The organism is Labilibacter marinus (genome assembly GCF_001659685.2).
Lineage (GTDB): Bacteria > Bacteroidota > Bacteroidia > Bacteroidales > Marinilabiliaceae > Saccharicrinis > Saccharicrinis marinus.
Genome location: NZ_LXYE02000007.1, coordinates 1 through 17,049, shown reverse-complemented (window position 1 = coordinate 17,049; position 17,049 = coordinate 1). Strand labels below are relative to the sequence as shown.

Here is a 17,049-nt window from a genome sequence, read left to right as displayed (position 1 = left end):
TTTCAACCGTGTTCTTTGACTCACCTGCTGAGGCCAACACTATACAAGACTTTCAGAACATTAAAATAAATCGTTTAGGACGCTATTATTAGAGTTTATATTATTATTTACAAATTCAATTTATTCTAGATTCCTCTTTATCGTGGTCAATTCAGCATATCAAATTTAATAGGATTAATTTAAAACTTTTTGTTAATGCATACAATACCTTTTTAATTAAGTTTTTCTTTAATAATTAAGCAAGCTATTTCCTTTTGCCTTTACATTGGTTTTCATTTTTTGTAAGAATGAATATTCAAGGCGGTAACAAAAGTAATCCAATTAATACTATTCCATTTATTCCTCTTGTTTAAATTTATCCTCACCCCATTTCTTTGGGTTATTGATAATGTATTGTTTTATTCTTTGGTATGATGCATCATTTCGGATGATGTGATCCCAAAACCGGGATTGCCATGCAAAATTGGGGTTTATAGGGCGGGACATTTTTGTGACCTGTGATTTATATGACCGAACAATGGTTGATAATGAACCTGTTTTGGGTGAAATATTGGCCATATATTGGTTTTTGTTATTGGTGGTGGATTCGTTGCATGCAACGAATCTATCACCACCATTACCATCAATCACAATAATACCATGAACATGGTTAGGCATTACCACAAAGGCATCCAATTTTGCAAATGAAAAATGATGGGGTATTTCATTCCAATATTCATGTGCCAAATTCCCAATTGTAGACAATTGCATTTTACCATTCACCACATCTCCAAAATAATGTTTCCTGTTTTGTGTACAAATAGTAATAAAATATGCTGCATTATTTCTGTAATCCCATGATTGTAATCTAATGGTGTCTACACGGTACTTGTTTTGGAATTTTCGGGTCATTGAATTGGCTTTTAGGATTTAATGACCTCTAATTTAATAATTATGATTTATCAGAAGAAGATATAACGGGACATATAGTAAAGAACAGATTCTTTTTGCTTAACTCTTAAAGGCATATCTACCCCATAAACCACTCCTACCCTTGAGTAGATACTTTTTGCTTATACTTTCTGGTAGTTCGGATAATTCTATATCGTAAATCGTCGAGTAATAAACCAATGAGCAATATTATTGCACTTATAATAAGGGTGTTTAACTTTAATTGGAGACCTGAATACAAATAAGCGCCAATTGCACCTCCTGCAAAGAAAAAGCATACAATGTAAATACGTAGTTTAATGGTGGCTTTAATCTTATCTTTATAAGGATGTGCTTTAGGAAAGAAAAGCTGAGATATTTCGATGCCTAAATCGGTGAATAATCCCGTAAGATGTGTGGTTCGCACAACGGTATCTGATATTTTGGTGACAAAGGAATTTTGCAGCCCCATGGCTAAAAGCAATAAACAAATAATAAAATTTGGATACTGAAAATAGCTACTTATTGCTGGCGTTAATAGCAATATCATACTTTCGAGTATAGTGGGTAGTACAAAAACATTTAGCTTGTTACTCTCTTTGAATTTTTCGATGAGCATACTCGAAATAAAAGATCCCAGAAGAAAAGAGAATATGTAGAGAAAGTAGATGCTTCCTTTCCAAAAATTAAAATGCGTTACATCGTTTATAAAAAGAGCAAAATGACCGGTTACATTGGTAGTTAACTGTGTAAAAGCCAAGTAGCCCGTAATATTAACCATACCTGCAACAAAAGAAAGTAAAATAGCAATGCGTAAATTATGTTTTAAGGTTCGGCTTTTGCCTTGGTGTTTAAACATTTTATAGGTTTCGTAAAAAAAAGAACACAAAGAAAACCGTATTCTTATACGCTTACAACTTTATACTATTAATAAAAGTAAAAAATAGTCTGTTAGTTATTATACCAATTTTAGTTGTGCACATTGGTTTAATTTTCTAATCGAGTCGATAAATCTCCATTACATTCTCTAAAATCTTATTGAAGTCAATTTTTAAATCGATTAACTTACCTGTATGAAGATCAAACACCCAGCCATGAACGGTAATACCCCTATCTCTAAAAGCTCTTTGCACTTCTGCAGTTTTAATAACATTGATACATTGTTCCTGAACATTTAGTTCTACTAATCTATTATAGCGTTGTTCTTCATCCTTTATGGCATTTAGCTCTTCATTGTGCATTCGGTACACATCGCGGATATTTCTTAACCAAGGATTTAGAATTCCTAGATCTTGCGATTGCATGGCTGCTTTTACACCACCACAATTATAGTGTCCGCAAATAACCACATGGTTTACCTTTAAATGCAAAACCGCATAATCGATAACAGACATGGCACTTAAATCGGTGTTGGGAACCATATTAGCAATGTTTCTGTGCACAAACACCTCGCCCGCCGATACACCCATCAGCTCCTCAGCAGTTACTCGACTATCAGAACAACCTATATAAAGAATATCAGGCTTTTGACCTTTAGATAAGTTCTTGAAAAAATCAGGATCCTGATTTAGCTTCTCCTCCACCCAATTTTTATTGTTCTCAAAAATGTGCTTCATATCTATTTCTTTATATTTATTGGTAAAGATATTTCTTTAGTTGTTTGTTTTTCTATAATCTCACCTAAAATAAACAGGATTTTAAGATAGTAGTGCGTAAAAAACGATGTGCGATTCATTATTACCCAATTCGAATCAGTATTATTAGCATTCGAATCTCATCGAAAACTCCTTTATTATCCACCTAAAACAACCGTTCCATCACATACATTTTGAGTGCAAAATCAGAATATTATATTTTCTTATTTATTAGAGTACCTTTGTACACGGATTACTAATCTTTTAGTATCAATCATTCACTATCAATTTTGTTGATAAGCTTTTTAAGCAAAAGCCATCACATTAGCAGACTTCATACTTATAGTTGAATTATCAGGAAACTAGTCCAGACATCAGAGTGCTAATACTTAGTACATTAGATGCTTCAACGGCGTTTAGTTTTTTTTGATGATATCAATACCATTTTATATGAATAGTGAGTCAGGCAGTAACTATGATAATAATCGCATAACAACAGCATTACTCCTTGCGGCTGGTACCGGAAGTCGCTTATTTCCTTTAACACAAAAATCACCTAAATGTCTTACCCTTGTAAATGATAAATCGATTCTTGAACGACTTATCAATAATTTAAAGAGTCAGGGATTCAAACGACTAGTAATAGTTACAGGGCACTTGCAAGAATGCATTAAGGATTTTCTTGGTGAAAAATCAGGGGATATTTGCATTGAATACATCCATAGCCCCTTGTATAAAACAACCAATAACATTTATTCCCTCTGGATGGCTCGTCATATTATAAAAGAGCCTTTTGTACTTTTCGAAAGCGATTTAGTCATGAATTCTACTTTGCTTGATGATATGGTTTATCCAGACAGAATGGCTGTAGCCCTGATGCAACCATGGCTAAATGGAACCACAGTTTCACTGAACAAGGCCAACATGGTTACTAAATTTCAAAAGGGAACCACTGAATCCTATTCCGATATCCGATACAAAACGGTTAACATTTACAGTTTTTCACTTTTATCGTGGCAAGCCATTATAAAACAATTGAACCAATATATTACCGAGGGTAGTGTGAATTGCTATTATGAAACTGTTTTTTCAGAAATGGTTGATAATAAAAGCCTGTCTTTTGAGTCGGTTTCGTTTGACCATAAACCATGGTACGAAATAGATAATATCCAAGATTTAGCCGAAGCTGAATTATTATTCCCAAAGGAATTGAAAGAAAGTGCTGTACATGAAAATGCCATGGCATAGTTGATTGCGCTTAATAATCAGGAGTAATTTAATTTAGCAGTGAAATACAATGGATAGCAAATATAAAACACAAGAAGAAAAATACGAATACATTGCAAACCAACATGGTGGTTATTATCGACACAATTTTACCGACCATGCTTATTTATACAATCTTTATTTTCCACCCAAGGAGATATTCTCTCATCTAAAAGAAAACATTGAAGATTTAGTATTGAATTATCCAATGGCGCAAAATGCCTTGGCCGAACTTATTGGTAATGTTATTAACCAGCCTACCGAAAGAATTGTTGTAGGAAATGGTGCGGCAGAGATTATTAAAATACTATCTAGCAGTTTAGCTAAAAAAATAATTATACCAGTACCTTCTTTTAACGAATATGTAAATGCGGCTCCTAAAGGCAATGCTGTGGAATTCCCACTTGAATTTCCTTCTTTTCAGCTCGATGTAGATAAATTTGCCGATGAAGCTATAAAAATTGGTGCTGACATGGCAGTTGTGGTAACTCCAAATAACCCTACATCTATTGTAGTACCCAAAGCCGATTTAATACGCTTGGCAGAGAAATTAAAACCAAGCAATTGTATGCTTATTATTGATGAATCCTTTCTTGATTTTGCCAATGATAAGGAACAAATAAGCTTGGAGCAAGATATTTGCAAATATCCTAATATGGCTATTCTTAAAAGCATGAGCAAAGCCTATGGAATATGTGGACTGAGAATTGGATATATGTTAACAGCCAATGTTGATTTTGCAAAGGTAGTTCGTAACGGAATTCACATTTGGAATATTAATGGTTTTGCTGAAGAATTTTTAAGAATTCTACCGCAGTACAAACAAGAGTTTGAAGCTAGCTGTAACAAAGTTAAGGTAGATAGAGATTTGTTTTATAAACAGTTATGCACCATTGATGGGATGACTGTATTTAAGCCCGATGCAAACTATATTTTTTGTCGATTACCCGACACGGCTCTTAGTGGTCCTGAAGTAACAAAGCGTCTATTTATTAAGCACAACATATATATTAAAGATAGTGTTGGAAAAACCCAACCCGATGCTGACCGATACATTCGTATTGCTAGTCGTACGCCAGAGGAAAATACAACACTCATTGCTGCACTAAAGGAGGTTATGTATGAATAGCAATAAACAGTTAAGCGTAATAAGCTTTATTAAAGATTTGCCCAATATATGTTCCTTATTGGGCTTATTGAGTGCCGTAATAGGAATTTATTTTGCTATACAAGGAAATTATCCAGCGGCAATCATTGGCGTTTTGTGGGCAGTATTATTCGATTGGTACGACGGTATTATTGCACGAAGAATGAAAGGCAGAACCAAAGTACAAGGTGAATTTGGAGCTGAACTTGATTCTATGATTGATATTGTAAGCTTTGGTATTTTACCTGCCATTATTCTTTTAAGCTATGGTAATTACAATATTTGGTTTCTGCCTGGAGCATTTGTAATTATTGCTGCCAGTGCCATCCGATTAACGTACTTTAATGTGTACGGACTTATTGATACCAAAACATATAAAGGTTTTCCATTGGATAACAATGTACTTATTTTGGCATTTGTGTTTTTATTTGAAAGTCTTTTCGAGCATTCTATTTTTTCGATACTTATTTATATTGTATTAATGATTCTATCGGCTTTGAATTTATCCTCAATCCCTACTCCAAAATTTGGAGGAAAATGGGTTTATGCTTTAGTTGCCTATGTAATTGTAATGACAAGTATTTTTGGCTGGATATTATGGCGATAATCCTCACAGATATAACTGTCGGCAGTTCTTCTAAATGAACAGCAAATTATTTAGCTAGGATTTTCACCTACTGGATTACCACAACTTCGTGGCACACCAACGGTCTGGCGGTAAGAAATCGTTGCGCAATTCAAAGCACTTTCCTATCAGCCTGCCACACCGTTTATTAAATGCTATATTGTTGCAATTTAGCACTTTCTGCGCAATGTTTTTTAACGCCTGTTTATTGTGTGCAGTTTTTATTCTAGCACTATTGATTTTAACATATTTTCCTTTAATTTTTTGGTCATCTTAATTACAGAATCTGGGTATTTCATTAATAAATTGTAAGAATCATTTCCCTTATTAAAATAATACCTAAACATTCCTATTCTCTCGTCCTGTCCATTCCAGTGACCTGAAATATCAGTCACAAAAATTTTAATTCCATTAATCTGTATAATTTCACTTCTTTTAATCTCACCTTTATACATTCCAACTGACATCATATCCATCATACTCCTTACCTCCTCTATAGGTAAATAGTCCATTTTCCTCACTGTGATATCAACTTTCTCATCTTTGGACTCAAAAAATGCGAATCCCAGTTTTTTGACTTTTTTATCCTCGTTTTTCTCAGAAGCCAAAGCTAAATCAGGAATACCTATTGTAATTTCGTTAAATAGTGTGTAATTAATCAGTTTTGTAGTATCGGATAAATTAGAGCTTAATAAATTCTCATTTTCAAGTAAATCTTGGGCTAAAGAGTCATTTATTGATTTCACTTTTTCTGCTCTGCTACCAGAACCACATCCAATTATCGCAATTGCGAATAATAGAAATTGAAGTTTTCTCATAATGTTTTTTTAGTTTATAAATAAAATTTCCTGATTATAAAATCTATAATAAGATTAATAACTGCTCATTCTTATTCTAAATTCAAGCATTAATGTTAGTTTCTGCGCAAATTGCACCGCCCCACATTGTTTATTCCAATTTGTTGGCAAACGTTATTTTTTCACAATTTTATATATATAAGAATTATCCTTTAGAATAATCTTTACCAGATATGTTCCATTTTTATAACCTGCCATGTCAAACGAACATGATTCCCCAATTTGACTTCTAGTTTCTAGCTTTGTACCAGCCATATTAAATAATTCAACAAACACGTCCAAGTTTTCTTTATTATTTACAACATTAAGTTTCGTAGTTACAGGGTTAGGATAAACTTTGAAGTTTATATCTCTTTCTTGCGAAGATATTTTCGTCGGTATCCGTGTTTCGACCGTCAAAATCACTTCTTTACTGCACATATTTTCATCTCTTACGTAAAGATAATACTCTCCACTAACAAGTTCTGTATTTATATTTCCAGAAAGAGGTAAAGGACCTGCCCAAATCATTTGGTATATGCCAGTTCCTCCATCTACTTCAACTGATATTGATCCATCTTGACAACCAATACATGATTCATCCTGAATTATACTATTTATAACAATATCAGATGGCTCATTTATTGTATATGTTTCTGAAATAGAGTATGAATTATAATCTGTAACTATAACAGAGTATGAACCTCCTGACAAATCATATTGATTTGAAGAACCTTGTGTTATTCCTGAACCATCTGCAGTTGACCAATGAAATGTATAAGGAAGAGTTCCCCCCATTACATTAATATAAATACTGCCATCATTACTGCCAAAGCAACTACAATCCATAATCGCACCATTAATATGAATGTCTTGAGCAATTAGGATTTGTGACTTTACAACAATTACTAATAATACTAGAGTTTTAAAGTTGTATTTCATTCTGATTATTTTAGATATAAATGCAGTCTTAATTAAACCTTGTTTTTATAATAAGTGAATTATATAGTGTTTGCCTAACGTTCGGTATAAGAAACGTAAGTGATTTCGAAGCTCTTACCTGTCAAGTTGCACTGAGCCAAATTTGCGTTTTGACACAAAATTAAAACATTAAACAAACCCGTCAAATCGCAGATTTGGCGGAGCTGATTAAACACTCCAAGGTTTCGTAAACCACTGAGCCACTTATGTTTTTTATACATTGTTACCAGCTTTTATTTTTCCAGTCTTACTAATATTTATTCCATTGAGTTTAGCTTCACGGATTGCTATTGTCAATCGTTTTGAGAAGTAATAATTTCCAGAATCAACCCTAGAGAATCCAAGAATATCTGGTAAACTAGCTGAAGAGTTTAGAGATATATCCCACGCATTTATTTCATAAAAAGGGTTTATTTCAGAGTCCTCAATCCACTTATCATGCTTTTCTTTTTTGTATGCATACAAAGCATCAACAGAGTCAAATTGAATTTTATTCACCCCAACTATGTCTCCGTCTTTTAAAATCTTTTCTTTAAATATTGTATTCTTAAAATCAACATAATCATCTTTCAAATCGTTTAGCACTAAATGAAGCCAAAATATTTCTTGCTTCTTGGCTTTCTTTAAGAAACCTCCTTTCTCCAAGATTATATTTGACTTATAAAATTTGTGATTACCTAAATCAAATTGCTCCAAAATTGATTTTGTTTTAGCTGATACTAGAAAACCATCAGCAGACAAATTAGATAGTAAAAAATCTCGGTCTTTTTCCTTTTTTACTTCTGGCTCATAAAATGTGTTCGGTAGTTTAAAGTCTTTAGGAGGAAAAGTTCTCCATGTAATTTTATCACCTGGTAGTAAAACATGAATGCTTGTTTCATCAACTGGTAAGGATACTATTCCATACGCGTCAACCTCTCCATCCATAGATTTATGTTCTGAATCTTTTTGTAACTCACTAAGATTGCAAAGCTCTTCTTTCATAGTTTAACAATTTGTCTCATTAGTCTATATATTTCTCAGTCTTGCGCCTAATTGCTGGTAACTTATATATAACACGAATAAATTATGTTATCCCAAATATAGAAATAAAATCGACCTACGCCTTCTCCATTTAGCTTATCTTCTTATCGTCATTTCTATCAAATTGCTTTTAACCAAAACTATAAACCTAACAAAAGCCTTTCCGAATATCAAATTCAGAAAGGCTCTTGGGTATTGTCAATATACTATAGTAAATCAGATACTTATACCAATTCCATTTTGGAATGAGCCTAAAATTGTTTTGGATATTTTTAATTCAGACAAGGCGAAAAATTGAGACATAGCCATAGTTACGGCGATATTTTTTAACGAAGTATGAAATGAAAATAACGGAAGAATAAGGCTCATTTCAAGGTAGTATTGGTATTATTACACCAGCTCAAGTAGTTTCTTTGTTTCAATCACTTGAGCAAAATCGTTATTCAGGTTAGCTAAAGCAGTTTGGTGAATAATTTCGGATGAGAACTTTTCTCCATTCATTCCAATTCTGTCAAAGCTTGCCGTAGCATCTGATATTAATAAAGTATTAAATCCGTAATCACCTGCCATTCTAGCTGTTGTTGAAACACAATGATTTGTGGTAAATCCAATAATTACCACTGTATTGATTTTTTGTTTCTCCAAACGTTCTTTTAAGTCGGTACCGATAAACGCACTGTGCACATTTTTTTCAACTACAGGTTCGCCATGTGTTGGTTTAACTTCATCTTTAATTTCGAATCCAGATTGACCTTTGCGAAAGCTTGAATTTGAATCTGTAGAATTATGAATGATATGAAAAACAGGTAAGTTTTTATCTCTCCAGTGATTTAAAATTACCGATGCTTTCTTTTCTGCATCTAAATTATTACGGTTTCCATCCGCATATTTTTGTTCGTTAAATCCTTTTTGAAAATCAATTAGGATTAGTGCTGCATTTTGCTCTTGTAAACTCATCAGTTGCCATTTAAAAGTTAATAAGAACAAAGATACTTTGGCGTGGGGCGACGAAAAAGGCCAAACTACAGTCGTTTTAGGACAGCTTATTTTAAATTTATGAAGGTAGCTTTCATATTCTTACTGCCTCTTTATCCATGTCCTTACATATTGATGTATACAGCCTTTTGTCATTTATGCGTAAATCTCATATATTTTTTCACTTCATCTACATTTTTTGTAGAAGTCAACATTTCTAATAGCTTAAATGAAACATCTAATCCTGTAGCTGGTCCTGTTGATGTTATGATATGCTTATCAACCACAATATGTTTATCCTGCACATTTGCTCCAAAATCTGCAAGTTGTTTTCTCCTATACCCATCATACAAATCATATGTTGTTGCGTTTCTATCTCTTAAAACGCCTGATTTACCTACAGGTATGGCTGCTGCACAAACGGCTGCTATAATCTTTTCATCTTTATCGAACTCTCGTATTAAACTTAGAAATCGCTCATCAAAGACATCTTCATAATATCCTGCATCTTCAAACCCACCAGGTATTGCTAATGCATCATAATCTATAGTATCAATTTTATCGAATTCAATCTCGGGACGCACATTGAAATTCCATTTACATTTTATTTCAGTCCTAAGTCCAGTCGTAATCATATCAACTGGTTCGTCACCTAAAACTCTACTCCACCCTATTACATCAGTGAATACACCTGCTTCGTATTCTTCAAATCCTTGTGCCAGAAATAGTAATACTTTCTTATTTTTCATCTGTTAAAAATTAGCAAAACCCTAATAACCAGTGCAAATTACAATCATGCTTTTGTATGCTCGATTATTTGCTTTGGCCATGTCAGTTTCATATCATTAGTTTTCATTATTTATTATCAAAGATACTTGGGTAATGAATAATGAAAAAGGCCAATCGATAGTCGTTTTAGGACAGCTTATTTTTAATTTCAGAAGGTAAGGATTCATGGTGCTTTTCTAGAGTCAAACGCAACTGCTTTGAAGTTTTATAGCCACATAAATTGGCAATGTGTTCCACCTTATAATCAGAATTACTCAATAAACTTTTTGCCTTTTCAATTCTTAACTTGGTGCGGTATTCGGCTATGGTAACACCTGTTATCTTTTTAAAAGTACGCGTTAAGTTACGAGGGCTAACATGTACTATTTCTGCCAGTTGCTCAATCGTTGATGCTTCTTCTAAATTATGGATAATCCAATCTTGTATAATATGAATCTTTTCGTCTTGATGGCTTCTATTTTGTAAATACACACTTTCTTGTTCGTCTGTTGCGTGTCTTCTTTTATAAATAACTAACCCTTTGGCAACCTGATTGGCTATCTGTTTACCATGCCTTTCTTCAATTAAAGACAAGGCTAAATCAATACCTGTAACTACTCCAGCACTAGTGTAGATGTTGTCAGATTTAGTAAATAAGGTATTCTCTTGCCATTTTAAGAGAGGAAAGTCTGTCTTCAGTTTCCTTAAGAAATCCCAATGTGTAGTACACTCTTTATTATTTAAAAGCCCTGATTTAGCTAGCAGAAATGCACCGCTACAAATACTACAAATGGTGGTTTTATTATTGTTTGCTCTATGTAACCAGTCAAAAAATGGTTGCCCTTCATCAGACTCAATTATGTGTTTAGAACTTGCACCTGAAATATATATAATGTCGTGCTTAGTTGGATTCGTTTTACTAAAGTCGCTTAATGAGCATAGTTCTAATCCAGAGGAACTCTTTATTGTAGATTGATTACTTATGAACTGAAAATGATAATTGAAGCCTAAAAACTTTGCTTCCTCAAATACCTGTATTACACCACTTAAATCAAGAATAGTAACTTGCATTGGAATGTAAAAATAGACTGTTGATATTGTTTGTTCCATGTTTAGGTTATAAATCTATTCTTTTCTCAACCGAAACTAATGTTACGGATAACTTATTAAAGAGTAAAACGTTCAATCCAATACTGAATCCACATGAATTTATACCAGATTGTTGTAGCATGTTTTTATTTTATTTTCTCATAGTAATTCATCTTCGCGTCTTTGTCCTTTTTGATGGATGGATCAAATAGTTGTTCGCGTTTATATGTCCAACATTCATTTGTAAAATACTCGTATGAATCATATTCTTCTTTCATTTTGAACATGTAACTCGATACTAAACCGTCCATCTTATGTCGAATAGTTTTAAAACCAATGAATTTGATTATTAGACTGTCTGCCTGATTTAGGTTTGGTAATTTTGTCTCACCTTGAAAGTCTGTGAATGCTTCAACTAATGTTAATGAGTCATCTTTCAAAGTACATACTGCATAATGGAGATTTGTATTTTCAGGACATACAACCTTAATTGAAATTGAATCGAACTCCTTTCTTTTAGCTTCAATAGTCTCATAATCGTAAATTCTATCTACTGACGGCTGTCGTTCACTATTTAAGATGATTTTATTTCCTTCTATTTTCCAAGTTCCCTTAGTAGTCCCAAACATTAAGCCTGCGTGCCAATTGTAATCAAAAGTTAAGTCTTCATTTAATTCAATGGTCGAAAGTACTCCATAAACTCCATACCACTTATATTTACCAAATATGTTTTCAGTCTTTAAATCCTTAGTGATTGAACAAGAGAATAAAATAGAAAAGACTAATATGTAAAATGTTGTTTTCAATCGTTTTTTTTTGTGCTACAACGTTGAGTGTATGATTTCGTAAGGGATTTCGGGCATCAAACTAATCAAGTTTCCACCAAAATTTGATGCGGGTGATACCGCTCCAAAACCTCTGAAACCCTTATGAATTATACACATTGTTGGCATTTCGTTTTTTCTATTTTTTCAAGAATTCCTCATGATTTAATTGAATGCTTTCAAGATATTCCCTTAACATTTTGAATTTTTCATCATAGATTTCTTTATTGTCAAGTTTCTCCTTTTCAACAAATGTATTTGCAACCAGTAAATTCAAAATTATCGCACCATCCATAATCTGTGGTCTTGGTCTATTCCATTGCAAGTTAATCTCAAATCCATCTGAATTCTTAGAAAGATTATTCATTAATATGTCTTGCCAATTACCATGAATTGAATGACTAGCAATTCCATAAAACACTTTATAAAATTGGTCACCAGCTACTGCCTCTGCGCGTTTTGCAATAGACTTCCATTTAGAACTTTTATTCACATCTTCTAAATCAAAATCTGACTTCTCAAAACTATTCTTTATGGACGTTTGCATTCTATGTTCAATATGCAATTTTTCATCTTCACGTTCCGATACATTTTCTTGAATCGTATTCCAAAGTTCCTTTTCTGTTATCAAAGAATACTTAATATAGTTTCTTAATACTCTTTCTTCTCCTTCAGTCAACATGTACTGCGTATTAATAGCGGTTTCAGCAATACACCTTGATAGTATGTAACAAATTTCTAATTTTCCATTGCAAATATTTTCGAGAAATGAAGTATTCAACTTAATTAAACGTGTTAAATTTCCAGCTACTATAGCTTCATCTCTACTAATCTTTTTCGGTAGTCCTTCTTCTCCTTCGCAATATCTTTCTCCTACTGTCAGATACAGCAAGGTTATGCTTTGTTTCAATAACTCAACATAAGCATCCATAAATGAATTTTCATCATCAAATCCTTCTAATTCAGTTAATGAATACTTTGGTTTAATATTTCTTAATTCGTCTAAATTCATTTTTTTTAATCTTCAAATGAAATCCCCTCTCCACTAGGGCTTTCACCAATTAAATCGATTCGTATTTTTCCGTATTCTTTGTTGTAGTCATTTATGCATTGCGTGAATTTCTCATATGTCTGAGGTAAATTCTTTTTCAATTCAATTAGTCCTTCTACCCGTATATGCGAGTCTTCATTTAAGTCAAGAAAGCAATCCCAGAAAGCGTCAAAATTCTGCCCATAATAACCTGGGAAGTCCAATTTCTTTGAGATATACTCATGAAACGTTTCTGTATCTATAATTCCTGATAAATCTAGTAGTATCATATTTGTACTATGCTGTCTCTTAAATGAATGCCAACTTATATATAACATGAATAAATTATGTTATCCCAAATATAGAAATAAAATCGACCTACACCTTCTCCATTTAGCTTATCCTCTTTTCTTTTTATCGTCATTCTCTTGCTATCGCTCTAATCCGTTAGCGTAAGGTAAGTTTTAAGCACAAGAGAAGACACATGCGGCAACAGAAATAAAAAAAGCCTCTCTGGAAATAAATTCCAAAGAGGCTTATATATTTTGCTAACAGCTATTTACTAATACACTTCGTTTTTAGCTGCTTTTAATGTATTCTGTAATAAAGAAGCAATAGTCATTGGACCAACACCTCCAGGAACTGGTGTTATCCAGCTACATTTAGGAGCTACCTCATCGTAAGCCACATCACCCTTTAATTTCCAACCCGACTTTGTTTTATCACTCTTTACACGTGTTGTACCCACATCAATTACAACAGCTCCTTCTTTCACCATTTCTGCTTTCACAAACTCTGGTGCTCCAATGGCTGCAATAATAATATCAGCCGATAAACAAACTTCGTTTAAGTTAGCCGTGCGACTATGACAAACCGTTACGGTAGCATCGCCAGGATATCCTTTTTGAGATAACAATACACTCATTGGGCGACCTACAATGTTACTACGACCAATCACCACTACATGCTTACCCGAAGTTTCAATTTCGTAACGCTTGATTAACTCCATAATTCCTTGTGGAGTAGCAGAAATAAAAGCTGGCGAACCAATACTCATTCTTCCTACATTTTGCGGATGAAAACCATCCACATCTTTACGGTAATCCACCGCATCAGTCACTTTTTCTTCAGAAATATGTTTTGGTAACGGTAACTGAACAATAAAACCATCTACATCAGCATCGTTATTTAACTCTTCTACTTTGGCCAATAACTCCTCTTCGGTCACTGTATCTTCAAAACGAACTAACGACGACTTAAAACCCACAAATTCGCAAGCTTTAATTTTAGCAGCAACATACGTTTCGCTACCTCCATCGTGCCCCACTAAAATAGCAGCTAAATGAGGAGTTTTACCACCCTTTTCTTTAATTTGAGCTACTTCAGCCGCAATTTCATCTTTTACTTTTTGCGAAGTTGCTTTTCCGTCTATAATTTGCATTATCGATATAAGTTTTATTAAGTCAATGGTTTATATGTTATTAGTCATTGGTGTTTCGTTGAAGACATAGCCTCTATTGACTAATGACCAACAACTAATTGACTAATGACTGTGCCTAACGCTTTCCGAAAGGCATATTTTGCATCATACGACCCATGTTTTTACCTTTTCCACTGGTCATCATTTTCATTACCTTACGGGTATCTTCAAACTGCTTGATAAGTCTGTTTACTTCCTGAATGTTGGTACCACTACCATCAGCAATACGCTTACGGCGACTACCATTTAAAATAACAGGGTTTTCTCTTTCATCAGGCGTCATAGAATGTATGATGGCTTCAATACCTTTAAAGGCATCATCATCAAAATCCATATTTTTAAGTGCTTTACCCATTCCTGGAATCATACCCGCTAAATCTTTCAGGTTACCCATCTTTTTGATTTGCTGAATCTGACTTAAGAAATCGTTAAAGCTAAACTGGTTTTTCGCAATCTTCTTTTGAAGTTTACGTGCTTCATCGGCATCAAACTGCTCCTGTGCACGCTCCACTAGTGATACAATATCACCCATACCCAAAATACGATCGGCCATACGACTCGGGTGGAAAACGTCAAGCGCTTCCATCTTTTCGCCCATACCAACGTACTTAATTGGCTTTTCAACCACACTTCGGATAGAAAGCGCAGCACCACCTCGGGTATCACCATCTAACTTAGTAAGGATAACACCGTCAAAATTTAATCTGTCGTTAAATTCTTTGGCTGTATTAACTGCATCCTGACCGGTCATAGAATCCACCACAAAAAGGATTTCATCTGGAGTAATGGCTTTTTTAATGGCAGCAATCTCGTTCATCATCTGCTCATCCACAGCCAAACGACCGGCGGTATCCACAATAACTACATCGTTACCGTTAGCCTTAGCTTGCTTAATACCATCCTTGGCTAATTGAACCGGGTCGTTATTTCCCACCTCAGCATAAACATCAACACCAATTTGCTCTCCTAATACCTGAAGCTGATTTATTGCCGCAGGACGGTAAACATCACCAGCCACCAATAAAGGTTTTTTACCTTTTTTAGTTTTTAGTAAGTTGGCTAATTTACCTGTATGTGTAGTTTTACCAGAACCTTGTAAACCTGCCATTAAAATAACAGCTGGACTACCTTCTAGTTTTATATCAACCGATTCTCCACCCATCAATTGTGCTAACTCATCGTGCACAATTTTAGTCATCATCTGTCCTGGCTGTACTGCATTTAATACATCAGAACCTAATGCTTTTTCTTTAACATTTTCGGTAAATGTTTTGGCAATTTTATAGTTAACATCAGCGTCTAAGAGTGCCCTACGAACATCTTTTAAAGTTTCGGCAACGTTAATTTCAGTAATTTTACCTTGCCCTTTTAAAAGCTTAAAGGATCGCTCCAGTTTCTCCGACAGATTATCAAACATTGTTTTTATATTTTAATTTCAGAGTGCAAAAATATAAAATATTTGCTAATTCCCTTAGGGTAAATTGTTATTGATATTTAGATATGAGTGGTTAGTTGTTAGGTATTAGAGAACAAGTCTCAACATATCAATCTATATCAACACATTACACCCTTTCTCTTTAAAACTTTTTACTTTCAATTTAGCACTAAATTCTAGTTCCTATCGCTGATAAACAATTCTTTATAAAACTCAACCGTACTTACAATAAAATCTTCTTTTTCTTGGTTGGTAATCGACATAATTTGCGGATAAAAGAAATGCTGCATCACCTCCATATCACAAAAACCAAATACTTCTTGACCTTGCGTAAGGGTTAGGTTAGGTAGTAACTTCTCCTCATCTTCTTCTGTAATAGCATTTCCCATAGAAGTATGTAATATCACTCCTCTTCCGCCCAGTAGTCCTTCTAAACCATTTTCTCCAACTTGGTAACCAAAGCCGTAAGCTAAAACTCTATCGATATAACCTTTAAGGATAGCAGGGTATGATGCCCACCACAATGGATAAACAAACGAAATTATATCAGCCTCTTCAAAATATTCTTGTTCCTGGTCAACATCTTTGGCTATATTCCCATTTTTTAATTGTTTCAATTCTTCTTTGGTCAGAACAGGATTAAAATTCATTTCGTATAAATCCCTTACAATAACCTTATTCAAAGTCTCCGAATAACCTTTTATCCTCTCCACCAACTGCTTTGAAAAACTATCCTCTGATGGGTGTGCATATATAATTAAATGTGTCATTCTACTAGTTTAAGTATCTTTTAAAAACAATAAACAAGCTTAACTAAAATAAGTTTTATTTCCATGGACTTTTCATATTTATAATAGTCATTGGTCATTAGACAATAGTCATTGGTAACCAATAGAATCTCCACCTAATTAGTAGATACAGAAAACGTTTCGACTAAATCAAAGTGGTTTTTACCACTAAGCCTCAAAGAACTCAAAGTTCACACCTTAAAATTTATTTTAAGGTTCTGAAAGTCTTGTATAGTGTC

General features: G+C 33.8%; 18 protein-coding genes. 3 read left to right on the top strand and 15 right to left on the bottom strand.

The features are described 5' to 3' along the window. Positions 1-336 precede the first annotated feature (336 nt). From A8L32_RS03230 to A8L32_RS03220, 3 genes are all read right to left on the bottom strand, one after another. A complete protein-coding gene (locus A8L32_RS03230; protein WP_075590040.1) occupies positions 337-891 on the bottom strand; it encodes a transposase in 555 nt (184 codons plus the stop codon). A gap of 136 nt (positions 892-1,027) precedes the next feature. Then, a complete protein-coding gene (locus tag A8L32_RS03225; RefSeq protein ID WP_075590039.1) occupies positions 1,028-1,768 on the bottom strand; it encodes a YoaK family protein in 741 nt (246 codons plus the stop codon). 136 nt (positions 1,769-1,904) lie between these two features. Beyond that, a complete protein-coding gene (locus A8L32_RS03220; RefSeq protein ID WP_198931721.1) occupies positions 1,905-2,525 on the bottom strand; it encodes a carbonic anhydrase in 621 nt (206 codons plus the stop codon). Positions 2,526-2,993: 468 nt separating this feature from the next. Here A8L32_RS03220 and A8L32_RS03215 point away from each other — a divergent pair, with 468 nt between their 5' ends. From A8L32_RS03215 to A8L32_RS03205, 3 genes are read left to right on the top strand one after another with little or no spacing between them, the layout of a single operon-like run. Further along, positions 2,994-3,791: a phosphocholine cytidylyltransferase family protein gene (locus A8L32_RS03215; RefSeq protein ID WP_075590041.1), complete on the top strand. Its 798-nt coding sequence runs from the start codon at positions 2,994-2,996 to the stop codon at positions 3,789-3,791. A gap of 49 nt (positions 3,792-3,840) precedes the next feature. Continuing rightward, positions 3,841-4,938, top strand: coding sequence for a pyridoxal phosphate-dependent aminotransferase (locus A8L32_RS03210; RefSeq protein ID WP_075590037.1), 1,098 nt, complete (start codon positions 3,841-3,843; stop codon positions 4,936-4,938). Then, positions 4,931-5,563 carry a CDP-alcohol phosphatidyltransferase family protein gene (locus A8L32_RS03205; RefSeq protein WP_075590036.1) on the top strand — a complete coding sequence of 211 codons (633 nt, stop codon included), beginning with the start codon at positions 4,931-4,933 and terminating at the stop codon, positions 5,561-5,563. The genes A8L32_RS03210 and A8L32_RS03205 overlap by 8 nt, the downstream gene beginning before the upstream one ends. 239 nt (positions 5,564-5,802) lie before the next feature. On the opposite strand, the gene A8L32_RS03200 is transcribed toward A8L32_RS03205, so the two are convergent. The 12 genes from A8L32_RS03200 to A8L32_RS03145 form a co-directional block, all read right to left on the bottom strand. Further along, positions 5,803-6,399, bottom strand: coding sequence for a hypothetical protein (locus A8L32_RS03200; protein ID WP_075590035.1), 597 nt, complete (start codon positions 6,397-6,399; stop codon positions 5,803-5,805). Positions 6,400-6,552: 153 nt separating this feature from the next. Next, positions 6,553-7,359 carry a T9SS type A sorting domain-containing protein gene (locus A8L32_RS03195; RefSeq protein WP_075590034.1) on the bottom strand — a complete coding sequence of 269 codons (807 nt, stop codon included), beginning with the start codon at positions 7,357-7,359 and terminating at the stop codon, positions 6,553-6,555. Positions 7,360-7,611: 252 nt separating this feature from the next. Then, positions 7,612-8,382, bottom strand: coding sequence for an imm11 family protein (locus A8L32_RS03190; protein WP_075590033.1), 771 nt, complete (start codon positions 8,380-8,382; stop codon positions 7,612-7,614). Positions 8,383-8,811: 429 nt separating this feature from the next. Continuing rightward, positions 8,812-9,378: a cysteine hydrolase family protein gene (locus A8L32_RS03185; RefSeq protein WP_075590032.1), complete on the bottom strand. Its 567-nt coding sequence runs from the start codon at positions 9,376-9,378 to the stop codon at positions 8,812-8,814. Positions 9,379-9,548: 170 nt separating this feature from the next. After that, positions 9,549-10,145: a DJ-1/PfpI family protein gene (locus A8L32_RS03180; RefSeq protein WP_075590031.1), complete on the bottom strand. Its 597-nt coding sequence runs from the start codon at positions 10,143-10,145 to the stop codon at positions 9,549-9,551. A gap of 166 nt (positions 10,146-10,311) precedes the next feature. Next, positions 10,312-11,274: a GlxA family transcriptional regulator gene (locus tag A8L32_RS03175; RefSeq protein WP_075590030.1), complete on the bottom strand. Its 963-nt coding sequence runs from the start codon at positions 11,272-11,274 to the stop codon at positions 10,312-10,314. A gap of 125 nt (positions 11,275-11,399) precedes the next feature. After that, entirely contained in the window at positions 11,400-12,059 is a 660-nt protein-coding gene (locus tag A8L32_RS03170; protein ID WP_075590029.1) for a hypothetical protein, read from the bottom strand. A gap of 157 nt (positions 12,060-12,216) precedes the next feature. After that, positions 12,217-13,089: a DUF5677 domain-containing protein gene (locus tag A8L32_RS03165; protein WP_075590028.1), complete on the bottom strand. Its 873-nt coding sequence runs from the start codon at positions 13,087-13,089 to the stop codon at positions 12,217-12,219. 5 nt (positions 13,090-13,094) lie between these two features. Further along, positions 13,095-13,397 (bottom strand): barstar family protein, encoded by a 303-nt coding sequence (locus A8L32_RS03160; RefSeq protein ID WP_075590027.1) that lies wholly within the window; start codon positions 13,395-13,397, stop codon positions 13,095-13,097. A gap of 272 nt (positions 13,398-13,669) precedes the next feature. Beyond that, complete coding sequence (gene folD / locus A8L32_RS03155; protein WP_075590026.1) at positions 13,670-14,548, bottom strand: bifunctional methylenetetrahydrofolate dehydrogenase/methenyltetrahydrofolate cyclohydrolase FolD; 879 nt, start codon at positions 14,546-14,548, stop codon at positions 13,670-13,672. 115 nt (positions 14,549-14,663) lie between these two features. Continuing rightward, the gene (gene ffh, locus A8L32_RS03150; RefSeq protein WP_075590025.1) at positions 14,664-16,004 is read right to left on the bottom strand and encodes a signal recognition particle protein; all 1,341 of its coding nucleotides are present in this window, start codon (positions 16,002-16,004) and stop codon (positions 14,664-14,666) included. 194 nt (positions 16,005-16,198) lie between these two features. Beyond that, positions 16,199-16,792, bottom strand: a complete 594-nt coding sequence (locus tag A8L32_RS03145; protein ID WP_075590024.1) for an NAD(P)H-dependent oxidoreductase — start codon at positions 16,790-16,792, stop codon at positions 16,199-16,201. Between the last annotated feature and the right edge of the window lie 257 nt (positions 16,793-17,049).